The sequence below is a fragment of the Chryseobacterium sp. NG-CE01 genome (genome assembly GCF_055695505.1).
Genome location: NZ_CM146369.1, coordinates 1,680,970 through 1,694,537, shown reverse-complemented (window position 1 = coordinate 1,694,537; position 13,568 = coordinate 1,680,970). Strand labels below are relative to the sequence as shown.

General features: G+C 37.5%; 11 protein-coding genes and 8 tRNA genes. All 19 read right to left on the bottom strand.

Annotation, left to right across the window (positions count from 1 at the left end; all coding sequences use genetic code 11):
* Nucleotides 1-59 precede the first annotated feature (59 nt).
* The 19 genes from nusG to rpsU all read right to left on the bottom strand — a co-directional run bounded on the left by nusG (nt 60) and on the right by rpsU (nt 13,531).
* Nucleotides 60-602: a transcription termination/antitermination protein NusG gene (gene nusG, locus ACYT6F_RS08190; RefSeq protein WP_047435411.1), complete on the bottom strand. Its 543-nt coding sequence runs from the start codon at nt 600-602 to the stop codon at nt 60-62.
* 21 nt (nt 603-623) lie between these two features.
* The gene (secE, locus tag ACYT6F_RS08185; protein ID WP_029295580.1) at nt 624-830 is read right to left on the bottom strand and encodes a preprotein translocase subunit SecE; all 207 of its coding nucleotides are present in this window, start codon (nt 828-830) and stop codon (nt 624-626) included.
* Nucleotides 831-842: 12 nt separating this feature from the next.
* Nucleotides 843-913: transfer RNA gene (locus ACYT6F_RS08180), tRNA-Trp, on the bottom strand.
* 59 nt (nt 914-972) lie between these two features.
* Complete coding sequence (gene tuf, locus ACYT6F_RS08175) at nt 973-2,178, bottom strand: elongation factor Tu (RefSeq protein ID WP_042721320.1); 1,206 nt, start codon at nt 2,176-2,178, stop codon at nt 973-975.
* Between the two features lie 442 nt (nt 2,179-2,620).
* Complete coding sequence (locus ACYT6F_RS08170) at nt 2,621-5,719, bottom strand: efflux RND transporter permease subunit (protein ID WP_472600708.1); 3,099 nt, start codon at nt 5,717-5,719, stop codon at nt 2,621-2,623.
* 278 nt (nt 5,720-5,997) lie between these two features.
* A complete protein-coding gene (locus ACYT6F_RS08165; RefSeq protein WP_472600707.1) occupies nt 5,998-7,083 on the bottom strand; it encodes an efflux RND transporter periplasmic adaptor subunit in 1,086 nt (361 codons plus the stop codon).
* A 2-nt stretch (nt 7,084-7,085) separates the two neighbouring features.
* A complete protein-coding gene (locus ACYT6F_RS08160; protein ID WP_472600706.1) occupies nt 7,086-8,327 on the bottom strand; it encodes a TolC family protein in 1,242 nt (413 codons plus the stop codon).
* A 202-nt stretch (nt 8,328-8,529) separates the two neighbouring features.
* Nucleotides 8,530-9,894 carry an ATP-binding protein gene (locus tag ACYT6F_RS08155; RefSeq protein WP_472600705.1) on the bottom strand — a complete coding sequence of 455 codons (1,365 nt, stop codon included), beginning with the start codon at nt 9,892-9,894 and terminating at the stop codon, nt 8,530-8,532.
* 1 nt (nt 9,895) lies between these two features.
* The gene (locus tag ACYT6F_RS08150; protein WP_472600704.1) at nt 9,896-10,576 is read right to left on the bottom strand and encodes a response regulator transcription factor; all 681 of its coding nucleotides are present in this window, start codon (nt 10,574-10,576) and stop codon (nt 9,896-9,898) included.
* Nucleotides 10,577-11,096: 520 nt separating this feature from the next.
* A tRNA-Thr gene (locus tag ACYT6F_RS08145) sits at nt 11,097-11,168 on the bottom strand.
* Between the two features lie 40 nt (nt 11,169-11,208).
* Nucleotides 11,209-11,281, bottom strand: a tRNA-Gly gene (locus tag ACYT6F_RS08140).
* Nucleotides 11,282-11,366: 85 nt separating this feature from the next.
* Nucleotides 11,367-11,447 (bottom strand) — tRNA-Tyr (locus ACYT6F_RS08135).
* Between the two features lie 19 nt (nt 11,448-11,466).
* A tRNA-Thr gene (locus ACYT6F_RS08130) sits at nt 11,467-11,540 on the bottom strand.
* A 95-nt stretch (nt 11,541-11,635) separates the two neighbouring features.
* Nucleotides 11,636-11,708, bottom strand: a tRNA-Gly gene (locus tag ACYT6F_RS08125).
* 85 nt (nt 11,709-11,793) lie between these two features.
* Nucleotides 11,794-11,874 (bottom strand) — tRNA-Tyr (locus ACYT6F_RS08120).
* Between the two features lie 19 nt (nt 11,875-11,893).
* Nucleotides 11,894-11,967 (bottom strand) — tRNA-Thr (locus ACYT6F_RS08115).
* 109 nt (nt 11,968-12,076) lie between these two features.
* The gene (locus ACYT6F_RS08110) at nt 12,077-12,367 is read right to left on the bottom strand and encodes an HPF/RaiA family ribosome-associated protein (RefSeq protein ID WP_169232137.1); all 291 of its coding nucleotides are present in this window, start codon (nt 12,365-12,367) and stop codon (nt 12,077-12,079) included.
* Nucleotides 12,364-13,251, bottom strand: a complete 888-nt coding sequence (locus ACYT6F_RS08105; protein ID WP_472601107.1) for a tyrosine-type recombinase/integrase — start codon at nt 13,249-13,251, stop codon at nt 12,364-12,366. The genes ACYT6F_RS08110 and ACYT6F_RS08105 overlap by 4 nt, the downstream gene beginning before the upstream one ends.
* Before the next feature lie 82 nt (nt 13,252-13,333).
* On the bottom strand, nt 13,334-13,531 hold the full coding sequence (gene rpsU, locus ACYT6F_RS08100) for a 30S ribosomal protein S21 (RefSeq protein ID WP_007846872.1): 198 nt from the start codon (nt 13,529-13,531) through the stop codon (nt 13,334-13,336).
* Nucleotides 13,532-13,568 lie beyond the last annotated feature (37 nt).

The window sequence follows — 13,568 nt, the reverse complement described above, 5'->3', positions numbered from 1 at the left end:
TAAATAAAAAAACCACTTATTGTTTAATAAGTGGCTTTTAAAATATTTTTAAGTATGATTTATACTTTTTCTACCTGCATATAGCTAAGTTCCATTGGAGTTTTTCTTCCGAAGATCAAAACTGAAACTTCAATTTTCTTTTTATCTTCAAGAATTTTTTCAACCGTTCCGTTAAATCCATTGAATGGTCCGTCAATTACTTTAACGTTTTCACCCACAATGTAAGGAATTTCGACATCGCTTGCAAATTCGGAAAGCTCATCCATTCTCCCTAGCATTCTGTTCACTTCAGATTTTCTCATCGGAACAGGGTCTCCTCCCTTTGTTAAACTCAAGAAAGAAATAACTCCAGGAATGTTTTTAATAACGTGAGGAATCTCTCCCATCAGATCAGCTTCAATCATCAGGTATCCAGGATAGTAAGGTCTTTCTTTAGGAACTTTTTTACCGTTTCTGATCTGAATAACCTTTTCCATAGGAATAACTACCTGAGTAACGTACTGCTCAAACCCTAAACGTTTGATTTCTGTCTCAATATAGTTTTTCACTTTATTTTCCTGTCCGCTGATTGCTTTCAGCACATACCATTTCAATTCGCTCATTATGGGAAAATAGTTTTATTATTAATTGAACAAGTTGATAAGCATTCCTATTATGTTGCTGATTGCTTTAGAAAACAATTCATCAACACCAAAGGTAAATAACGCCAGAATTACTGTTGCAATCGTAACTACAATTGTAGAAGACTGCAGATCAGACCATTTTGGCCATTCAACTTTATGTCTGAATTCGTTATAAGAACCTTTTAAAAAATCGATAAATGAACTCATAATTGTTATTTGCACGGGCACAAGGATTCGAACCCTGATCAACGGTTTTGGAGACCGGTATCCTACCATTGGACGATGCCCGTAGTTAAAAAAAGCTTCCGTAAAGAAGTTCCTTACGGAAGCTTTATATTGTAATAGATGATTAGTCTAAGATTTCAGTAACCTGACCTGAACCAACTGTTCTACCTCCTTCTCTGATCGCGAATCTAAGACCCTCGTTAAGAGCGATTGGCTGTAACAATTCTACAGTGATCTCTAAGTTATCACCAGGCATTACCATTTCTACACCTTCTGGTAAGAAGATCTCACCTGTAACGTCAGTAGTTCTTACGTAGAACTGAGGACGGTATTTGTTGTGGAATGGAGTATGACGTCCACCTTCTTCTTTAGAAAGGATATAAACTGATGCTTTGAATTTTTTGTGTGGCTTCACAGAGTCTTTCTTAGCGATTACCATACCTCTCTTGATGTCAGTTTTTTCAATACCTCTCAACAATAAACCTACGTTATCACCAGCTTCACCTCTGTCTAGGATTTTTCTGAACATCTCAACTCCTGTAATTGTAGAAGTTAATTTTTCATCACCCATACCTACGATATCTACAGGATCACCAGTGTTGATGATACCAGCTTCGATTCTACCAGTTGCTACAGTACCTCTACCAGTAATAGAGAATACATCTTCGATTGGCATCAAGAATGGCTTATCTGTATCTCTGATTGGCTCTTCGATCCACTCATCAACAGCATCCATCAACTGCTCAACAGACTTAAACCACTTATCATCAGAGTTACCTTCAGTAGCAGCAGTAAGTGCACCAAGAGCAGAACCTTGGATTACAGGAGAGTTATCACCATCAAATTCATAAGTAGATAATAAGTCTCTAAGCTCCATTTCAACAAGCTCTAATAACTCAGCATCATCTACCATGTCAACTTTATTCATGAAAACAACGATTCTTGGTACGTTTACCTGACGGCAAAGTAGAATGTGTTCTCTTGTTTGAGGCATTGGTCCGTCAGTCGCAGCACATACCACGATAGCTCCGTCCATCTGAGCAGCACCTGTTACCATGTTCTTTACGTAATCCGCGTGACCTGGACAGTCAACGTGAGCATAGTGTCTTTTTTCAGTTTCGTATTCGATGTGAGCTGTATTGATAGTAATACCTCTTTCTTTTTCTTCTGGAGCAGAGTCAATTGCAGAGAAGTCTTTTTTCTCAGCAAGACCTTTGCTAGCTAATACAGCAGAAATAGCAGCTGTAAGAGTAGTTTTACCATGGTCAACGTGACCAATAGTACCAATGTTCAAGTGTGGTTTGTTACGATTAAACGTTTCCTTTGCCATGATTTAAAATTATTTATTTATTGTTTTTCAAATTTTCGGTGTGCAAATATAATGAATTTTTAAATACCAAAACCTTTTTCTTGAAAAAAGTTTCAATATTCAAATCCAATGAAGTACAAACCTTATATTTCAATGTATTGAGATTGCAAATTTACACAAATTTCTTAATTGAAAAAATCCTTCTGAAGCTTTTCATTAAATTATAAACTATCTCTTTAATTCTGAATCATATAAGTCTTAATTAAAAAAAATAAGAATATAAAACCATAACTTTCATTTTGTCGTAAATGAATTATGGGCATCTACTGCATTTCTTCTCATGCAATAAGAAGATTTGCCGTGAGATCAGGATTTTAACTCATAATAATTATTCAATAGCAGGAATCGCGGAAAACTTCGTTTTCCGCGATTCTTTTAATATAAATATAAATGAAAGAAATGATTACATCTGCTGGGACTTTTTAGTTCTGTTGAAAATCCAGAAAATAATCGGAAAAATCAGCAAGGTTAAAACAGTTGCGGTAATTAATCCTCCGATAATCACAATAGCCAACGGTTTTTGAGACTCTGAACCGATACCTGTAGACAATGCGGCAGGCATTAATCCGATGGATGCCATTAACGCCGTCATGATTACAGGACGCGTTCTGGATTTTACGCCATTGAGCAATGAACTGTCCAGGTCCATCCCGTTTTTAACGTTCTGATGAAATTCTGTGATCAGGATCACTCCGTTCTGAATACAAATTCCCAGAAGGGCGATCATTCCTACTCCGGCTGAAATTCCGAAATTAATTCCGGTGATGTGAAGCGCGATAATTCCGCCAATTAAAGCAAAAGGAACATTTGCCAAAACCAGTAAAGAATCTTTCATGTTCCCAAAAAGGATAAATAAAAGGAAGAAAATTCCCAAAATACTGACCGGAACAACCTGTGTCAACCTTTTTGAAGCCCTCTGTTGATTTTCGAACTGGCCGGTCCATCCTATGGAATAGCCATCCGGAATATCAATTTTAGAAACCGCCTTCTGTGCATCAGCAATAGTGCCTCCCAAATCACGGTCGCGGATGGAAAATTTAATTCCGATATATCTTTTAATGTCATCTCTGTAAATAAATGCGGCTCCGTTGTCTTTTTCAATCGTACTGATCTCTTTTAGCGGAATTTTCGTACCATCCTGTGTAGGAACCATTAATGCAGCAATATCATTTTCGTCTTTTCTGTACTCCTGAGAATAACGGAGGCGGATCGGGAATTTCCTCTCTCCGTCAAACATTTCCGATGCAGTTTTACCACCGAAAGCCATTTCGAGAACAGACTGTGCATCATCAGGCATCACGCCGTAGGCTGCCATTTTATCTCTATCCAATACCACACTTACTTCAGGCTGCCCGATATTTTTAATGATTCCGGCATCTTTTACCCCTTCAATATCTTTAACCTGTTTTAAAACTTTTTCAGCCAGAACATCCAGGGTCTGAAGATTATCGCCGTAGATTTTGATTCCGTTTTCTGCCTTGAACCCCGCAACTGCTTCGGCTACATTATCCGAAATAGGCTGGGAATAATTGAAGGTAATTCCCTGATAATTTCTGAGCTTTTTATCAATCTCTTCAATGAGTTCCTCGTAGGTAATCTTTCTTTTCCAATCTTCTTTCGGCTTTAGATTTACGGCAAACTGTACGAATCCGAAACCATTCGGGTCGGTGCCATCGTTGCTTCTTCCGGTTTGCGCAAGAACATTCGTTACTTCCGGGAAACTCATAATATCTTTTTTGAGGAGATCGGCGGTTTTCAGGGATTCTTTTAATGATGAGCTCATCGGCATCTCGGCAGTGATCCATAATGAACCTTCATTTAATTGCGGTAAAAATTCTGTACCTAAAAATTTCCCTGAAAATAAGGTTACGGCTAAAAATGACAGCGAAACTATTAAGCTTAATTTTTTATGTTTAAATGTAAAATTAAATCCTTTTAAAACAATTCGGTCCCAGAAATTCACAAACGGATTATTTTTTTCTTTGACGTTTTTGTTCAGCAAAATATGGGAAAGTACAGGAACTAAAGTTAAAGTAAAGATTAAAGCCCCCATTAAGGCAAAACCTAAAGTAAAAGCCAGCGGCGAAAACATTTTTCCTTCCACTTTCTGAAATGAGAAAATAGGGATTAAGGAAGTAATGATGATTAATTTTGAAAAGAAAATCGCTTTACCAAGTCCGGTTCCGGTTTGTTTGATCCAGCCGGCTTTTGCTAATTTGTTGAATTTTTCGTTACCGTATTTATGGGCTTTGTGGTCGAGCATGACAAAGAGTCCTTCTACCATGACGACAGCCCCGTCGATGATAATTCCGAAATCGACCGCTCCCAGTGATAATAAGTTGGCGCTCATTCCCGCCAGTTTTAAACATAAGAAAGCAAACAATAAAGATAAGGGGATAATAATGGAGACTATTAATGTCGTTCTCCAGTCTGCCATAAAAATCAAAACAATCACTGTTACCAGAATAATTCCTTCGATAAGGTTATGCATTACAGTGTGTGTGGTAAAATCCATCAGATTGTCACGATCGTAAAAAGTGACCATCTTCACATCTTTTGGAAGAACTTTCTCGTTTAATTCTTTAATTTTGGCCTTCACACCTATCAATACGTCGCGCGGATTTTCACCTTTTCTCATCACTACGATTCCTTCCACGGTATCTTCCTGGTGGTTAAGTCCTGTCTGGCCGACCCTCGGCATTGAACTTTCGTGAACTTCGGCAACATTCTTTACCAAAACCGGGTTACCACTGTCATTCTGTATGGTAATATTTCCTATATCCGGTATCGATTTCACCAAACCGATTCCCCGAACTACGTACGCCTGACCATTCTTTTCGATTACATCTCCTCCAACATTCAGATTGCTTTTGGTAACAGCATCATAGACCTGAAGCGGTGTGAGATTATATTTATCCAACGCTCTCGGATCAATACTTAGTTCAAAAACTTTATCCTGTCCTCCAAAAACGTTGATATCTGCCACTCCGGGAACTCCTCTTAAAGCACGGTCGATCACCCAGTTCTGTAATGTCAGCAATTCCCGGGAATCTTTGGTTTTACTTTGTAAGGTATATCTGAAGATTTCTCCGGTCGGTCCGTATGGTGGCTGTACTTCGGGATCAACCTCATCAGGAAGACTAACCGTTCTTAGCTGGTTATTCACCTGATTTCTGGCAAAAATATCGTCTACGCCGTCGTCAAAAAGAATTTTAACAATAGAAAGCCCAAACATGGTAGTACTTCTCACACTGGTTTTCTTCTGAACCGGACTCATTGCCAATTCAATAGGTGTGGTGACGAAACGTTCGACTTCTTCTGCGCTTCGGCCGTTCCATTGGGTAATAATAACGATCTGGGTATTGGTAACATCGGGAAAGGCTTCGATGGGCATATTCTTAAAGCTGATGAATCCCGCCACCGCCAGAACGGCTACCCAAATAAAGGTAAACGCTTTATTTTTTAATGAAAAGGCAATTATATTTTTAATGAATTTGTTCATGATGGATTTTTTTGACCTAAAAAAGCCGTTGAATTATTTTCTTTAACGCAAAGCGCGCAAAGTTTTTTTGATAAACTATACGTTTTTAAGTTCGCAAAAGGCGTTTCACTTAAAAAAGAATCCGAATTTTTGAACCATTAAGGACATTTAAGGACTTAAGAATTATTAAGTGACTCATAACGAGTTTAAAATCGATGTTTATAATATCTTTAGATATTTCTTAATTAGACTTAACTTCTAAATTATACATTATTAAAAGTCTTAATGGTTTAAATAAATCAACTATTCAGTGAGCGGTAAATCAGCAACTGATTATTGGTAACCACCTGCTCTCCTTCTGATAGTCCTTCTGAAACATAGGTAACATCACCGACCTGTTTCAGCACTTTTATCTCACGAATTTTTACATCTGTTCTTGATTTATAGATGATTACAAAACTTCTGTTATCATCAAAAATTACCGCTTTGGACGGAACAGTAAGTGCTGTCGCATTTTCAGAGCTGTATACTTTAATAATGGCCTTGCTGTCAGGGATCAGAAGCCCGCTTTGGTTATCGAGTACTACCCTGGCCTGCATGGCATTGGTTTCGGGATCGATGATTTTAAAAATCTTGTCGATTTTCCCGTCAAAGACTTTATCCGGATATGATAAAGTGGAAACCTGGGCTTTCATGCCGAGACTGATTTTATCAATATCGGATTCATTAACATTCATAATGGCCCATACATTGGTTGTATTGGCGACATCGAAGATGTTTTCGCTTCTGTCGCTTCTCAGCTGCATATCTTTATTGATATTTTTCTGAACAATATATCCGCTGATCGGTGCTAAGACACTGTAAATATTTCCTTTTTTCACATTGTATACCGTGCTTACGGCATTTGCCCGTTGCATTTGGTCCTGGGCTTTCTGCAATTCGCTTTTTGCTTCCAAAACATCTCTTTCGGTATTCAGCTTTCCTTCATACATTTCTTTTGCTACCCGGAGATTGTTTTGCGCTACTACGAGGTCTGTTCTTGCATCGCTTACATCTTTCTGAACTTCAGCCATTTCAGTGCTCCTTATAGTTGCCAGTACCTGCCCTTTTCTTACGTAATCTCCCAGTTCAACATTTACACTCAAAACATTTCCTCCAACTAACGGATATACATCGATATAACTGTTTTTATCTGCAGAAATCTTACCGTAGAAGTTATAATCATCTTCAATATATTTTTTTTCAACTTTTGCAAGAGAAATGGAATGAAGCATGGTATTGCTCAGTTCAAAACCTTTTTTTGCCTGAGTCTGTTGTGCTTCTTGTTTTTTTGAACAAGAAAAAAGTAAGACTGCAATGAATAAGGGAATAATATATGTTTTCATGTTTAATAGAAAATTTTTGTTTGTACGAGTTGATTTAATTGTTCTGCAGATTGCATGATTCCGTTTTTCATATCATAGATCTGAAGCGCGGTTTCTCTGTAGCTATCCATAAAATCTACAAATTCGATGAGGCTTATATTTCCTTTCCGAAAGTTGGCCAGCATACCGTTGTAAACGAGCTCCATGTTACTAAGATCTTCGGATTTTATCTGGGAAAGCTGATCGTATTGCATTTTCCAGGTTTTATAGGCGGACTGCACTCTAGTTTCAAGGTTAAGCTTTTGAAAATCTGCATTTTTTTGGTTTTGCTGTATCGCAAAGTTTGCTTTTTCAACATTTCCCCTGTTGGATTTCCATAAAGGCAGCGGAATACCTATCACAAGATTCACCTCATTTTTAAAAGTTCCTCCGTTCTGGTCCCAGCCCGCTCCCAGATTAAGGTCGGGAATATTCAGAGATTTTTGCCATTGAGCATATAGCTTGCTGTTGTCGATTAATTTCAGATTATATTGATAATCGGCATTGTTATCAACCGCTTTTTTCTGTAATTCTGTTTCATCCCCGAAAGGTTGTGCTGTAAGAATATCTTTAGCTTCTGAATCAGAAAGTTTAGGTTCTATATCGTCTGTGATTCCTGTTAAAACTTTAAGGTTTTGTTCAAATTCAAGAATATTTTTATTAATAGCCATTTTATCGTTATTCAGCTGGATAACAATACTTTGAAGCCTTACTTCGTCTTTAAGCGACACGTTTCCTTTTGCAGACTGTGCTTTATAAGCAGCAAGGAGATCACTCATATAGCCAAGCTGTCTTTTGGTGTTTTCAAGTTTAAGTCTTTCGTAATAAAGATTATAATATGTTGTGTGAAGCTGTGTCCTGAGATCGACAAGCAATTGCGAAAACTGAAGCTGAGCCAGTTCCTTATTTGATTTCGCAAAGGCAATTTCATTTTTCTTTTTCCCGCCCATATAAATAAGCTGGGTGATTTCTGCTCCTTTTGCACGACCGACATCAAAAACTCTCCGGTCTTCAGGATTATAAGCATTGATTTGTCCGCTTAGCTGCGGCAGCTCCCAGATTTTAGCCTGCAAAATATCTGCGTCGGCTATGTTAATGTTGTACTGTTCGGCGAGCAGTTGTAAATTGTTCCTCTGAAAAGCTTCTTCGCAATCCGAAAGTGACATTTGCTGTTGTGCTGCCATGAGTGAGGAGGCAACAATCAACAGCCCTGCAATTTTGTTCATTTTATTATTTTATGCTACAAAGTTGCCTTTATGCTATTAAAATGCTCTTAAAGAATGCTTAAAAAAAAATTAAATTTGGTTTGGAATTATTTATAACGAATTGATTTAATGAATTTTGACTTAAAACACTGATTGGTCACATACGATATCCTTTAACTGCGAAAACATTGGCAATTATTGCACGTGTAGATATAGTATAAATCTATTTATGAAAAATAACACTGAATTTATTCATCAGATCAGCTGGTGCTGTGTAGTTAATTTCAGCGCCGTGATATTCCAGAATCCGTTTCACGATTCGAAGTCCCAGTCCGGAACCGGAAATATTCTGAGAATTATTCCCCCTCATGAAAGCTTGAAAAAGTTTCGGCTGTTCTTCTTTCGGAATAGTATTTCCGTGGGAAATGACGTCAACAATAAGCTGGTGTTCCGTTTCCGTAATCAGAACATCTACTTCCGCATCATCAGAATAGACCGCGGCATTTTTGAATAAATTAATAAATACAATATCCAGTAAAGACTGTACCCCTTTTATGGTAAGTAATGCGCTTTCGGAAGTATTTTCGGAGATCAGGAAATCCATCTTCAGCTTTGGGTAGCTTTTTTCTACTGCTTCAAAGGATTCAAAAATAACCTCGTCAATTCTTACTTCCTCATATATACTCTGGATGTTTTCCTTGTCAAACTTCGTTAGCAGCAGCAGTGAATTGGTGAGATCAGACAACTGATACACATCTCTCCGGATCTGCTGAAGTGAAGTTAAGGTTTCCGGTGAATGTTGTTCGAGCTTAATTAAATTTTCGAGCTGAAAAGCCATTCTCGTAATCGGGGTGCGGATTTCATGCGAAGCACTTGCCGTAAAATCTTTCTGCGACTGAAATACGTCATCCAGCCTCTTGATCATGGTGTTGAAAGATTTGGCAAGAACATCAATCTCATCGTTGGAATCACGTACCTGGATTTCTGTAGTAAGCTTGTGTGCCGTGACTTCTGAAATTTCTTTATTGAGATCTTCTAAAGGCTTTAAAAACTGACCCATAAAATAATAGCTGAAGAACCCAATCAGCAGCGTACTCATGACATAAGCTGTAATCAGAAGATATTTGAGATACTCCAGTTTAGAATTTCCGTTGGTATCATAAGCACTGGTAAGAATATAGTAGTTTTCTCCATTGATTTTTTTCAGGGCAGCGTAGATTTCAGGAACCGTTTTTTCAGAGTAGATGATTTTCTTTTCATCCAGCTCTTTCAGTAAGGCATCATCCCAGGTTACATTTCTATCCTTAATGGTACTGTAGATTAGTTCTTTATTAGCATTAAAGATTAGAATGGTTTCGTTTAAAAGAATATTATCTGAGTTTTCATTAAAAAAGACGGGTGCCTCTTCCTCAAAGTCTTTGGATTTTGCTATAAAATGAGAAGTAAATTCCAGTCTCTGCCTGAATCTTTCTTTAAATTCGTCTTTCCTGAAATCATTAAAAGACATGTAAATAACCGCCATCACAATACCGAAAAGCAATGAAAAAGCAATACTGAGATTGAGGGCAATTTTTCTTTTTAAAGACATTCTACAGCGGGCTTAAATAATATCCGAATCCGGAACGTGTATGAATAAGCTTAACTTTAAAATCCTTATCTATTTTTTTTCTTAAAAAGTTGATGTACACTTCCACCGTATTGGTATTGGTGTTAAAATTATGTTCCCACACATGCTCCGTGATCTGCTGTTTCGAAACCGTTCTTCCCTGCGCCTCGGCCAGATAAACCAGCAGCTGGAATTCTTTAAGGGTAAGCGCGATCTCATTTCCTGCCCGGTATACTTTCTGCTCGGTTTTATTGATAATAAGATCATCAATTCTTATAATATCCTGATCGTTGTTTTCGGAGGGCGCTTTTCTTCTCAGGAGCGAGTTCATTCGCAGCAGCAGTTCTTCAAACTGAAATGGCTTTACCAGATAATCATCTGCCAGCCTTGTAAAAGCATCTTTTTTATCAGAAAGGTCTCCGTATGCCGAGATAATAATAATCGGGGTATTCTTATCAAAAGAACGTATGGTCTGGCAGACATCCAGCCCGTTGATCTTCGGAACATTGATATCCAGCAGGTACAAGTCGTAAGAGCTGTTCTTGATCTGGCGCAGAAAAGTTTCTCCGTCATAGATTTTATCACAGGTAAAATTATTCGATTCTAAAAACTTACAAAGTTCCGCCGAAAGAATCAGATCGTCTTCCAATAAAAGAATATGCATGGAAAATTATTTTATACGAATGTAAAGAAAATTTTTATGACCGTAAAGGAATTCAAATTTGCGGGAAGTATTTTAATTGAATTTTAAGGTTAAAAATATTTTAAACGCTATGGACGAAATAGATATTTGAATTCTACTGAATATTTGCTTTCGCAAGACACTTCGTTCAGCAAATGATAGTCGCGTTGAAATTACCTATTATATTTACTAATTTCTGGAATATTTTATAGAAAGAAACGTAGTATTAAGTAGACATATAATTTCACTACATCATAAATTTGGAAAAATATTTCGACAAATTCCGAATAAACATTTAATTGAGCGATCAGAACAGGTAATGCAATTCGTAAAAATTAAAATCTTTAAATTTTAAAAACTTAAATATCGCATATCTTCATTTAATGAATGGAATGTCTTTGAAACGGAATTAGAAGAATTAAAGGTAAGCTTTCCTAGCGGCGATAGCGTTAAAAGAATATTAAGAATAAAAAAATCCCGAAAAAATCGGGATTGAAACGAGAGCCAACTACGGGACTTGAACCCGTGACCTCTTCCTTACCAAGGAAGCACTCTACCGCTGAGCTAAGTCGGCATGAATCAAAAAAATCACACTGAAAGCGTGATTTTATGTGAGCGGAAGACGGGGGTCGAACCCGCGACATTCAGCTTGGAAGGCTGACGCTCTACCAACTGAGCTACTTCCGCAATTTTGTTTCCAAAATTATTGGTAACGCTGTGCAAACTTAAGGAAAATCCTTTATTCATGCAACTTTTTTTTCTACTATAAATGTGGGGAGAGCAGGATTCGAACCTACGAAGCCGAAGCAACTGAGTTACAGTCAGTCCCATTTAGCCACTCTGGAATCTCCCCAGATATTTTATAGTAAATGAGCCTCCAGAGGGATTCGAACCCACGACCCCGAGATTACAAATCACGTGCTCTGGCCAGCTGAGCTATGGAGGCATTTAACAAATGAACTGAAGGCTGTGAGAAAACTCTACTCTACATCATTTCAGCAGTTAAAAAAAAATCACCCTGCAATAAGTGTGATTATTCTGAGCGGAAGACGGGGGTCGAACCCGCGACATTCAGCTTGGAAGGCTGACGCTCTACCAACTGAGCTACTTCCGCAATTTTGTTTCCAAAATTATTGGTAACGCTGTGCAAACTTAAGGAAAATCCTTTATTCATGCAACTTTTTTTTCTACTATAAATGTGGGGAGAGCAGGATTCGAACCTACGAAGCCGAAGCAACTGAGTTACAGTCAGTCCCATTTAGCCACTCTGGAATCTCCCCAGATATTTTATAGTAAATGAGCCTCCAGAGGGATTCGAACCCACGACCCCGAGATTACAAATCACGTGCTCTGGCCAACTGAGCTATGGAGGCATTTAATAAAAAAGAATTCAAAAGATCACTATTCCTTTTTGCGAGTGCAAATATAGAACGGATTTTTTGAATTCTCAAACTTTTTAATAATTTTTTTTGACTTTTTTTATTACGCCATTTCTTTTTTCTTGATTAGTAGCTTTTTAGCAGCATCAACGCATAGGTCTAAGCTTTCTTCAAAACTTGTCGATGTCTTTTTTACCACGATATCGTCTCCCGGAACCGCTAAAATAATCTCGGCCGTTTTGTTGGCCTTATCCGAGTTATTTTCCACTTTTAAAAAGACTTTGCAATCCTGAATTTTATCATAAAAAGTATCCAGTTTGCTTACTTTTTTCTCGATGTGTGATTCTAGTGGTTCGTGTGGAGTTAAACCAATTGATTGTACTGTGATCTTCATAATTCGTCATTTTTTGCAGCTCTTGGATGAGCCTGATTAAAAACTTTTTTCAATTGTTCGATATTGGCATTCGTATAGACTTGAGTACTTGCAAGGCTGGAATGTCCTAATATTTTTTTTACTTTAGAGATCTCTGCCCCATTATCCAAAACGTGTGTCGCAAAGCTGTGACGAAGGATATGAGGACTTCTTTTTTCCTTTGTTGTTATAAGACTAAGGTACTTATTAACCACCACATAAACAAATTTTTCGGTGAGTTTTTTACCTTTCCTGTTGACAAAAAAGTATGATTTAAATTCTGTTGCCGGTTTGCGGATTTGTACGTAACTTTTTAAAACCGCCGCCAGATTTTCGGAGATCGGAATGACTCTCTGCTTATTCCCTTTCCCGATAATCTTTATTTCATTGGCAGACAGGTTTACATTTTCAAAAGTCATACCACAAAGCTCTGCCTTCCGTATTCCGGTTTGATAAAGCACTTCCAGGATCGATTTTTCGAGAACATCCTGAACGTTTGTAAAAACCTGATCACTGAGGTTTTGCATCTCCTGTTCAGACATGGGGATCTGCTTTTCGGGATAAAATTTTAAGGAAGAAATATTTTCGGCGGGAGAAACTTCGATATCACCAATCTTTAGAAGAAAGAGATAAAAGCTGCGAAGGGAAGAGAGCTTCCGGTTGATGCTTCTTTTGGATATATTGTTTTCACTAAGCTCAACAATAAAATTGCGGATGATTTTTTTGTCGGCTTTAGTAATATCTTCCGAAGATTCCGTTCTGAGGTAGAAACGGTAAAAGTCTTCAAGATCTTTTCTGTAACTTGTAATCGTATGAGGCGAATACCTCTTTTCGAGTTCTAAATATTCTAAGAATTTGTCCAGCATCATTAAAGTATAAAAACAAAAATTCACTCTTCAAATATAACTATTTAAAGAGTGAATTTAGTATGCGAATTAAGAAAATTTCTTAAGCTTGTTCTTCTTTGCTAAGCGCTCTTTGTTTGTGAGCAGCTTTCAATCTAGCTTGTCTTAACGTTACAGAAGGCTTGATAAACTGTTGTCTTGCTCTAAGCTGACGAACGGTACCTGTTTTATCAAATTTTCTTTTATATTTTTTTAATGCTCTGTCGATGGATTCACCATCCTTAACTGGAATTATTAACATATTTTACATCTCATTTTGGATTGCAAAAATACTATTT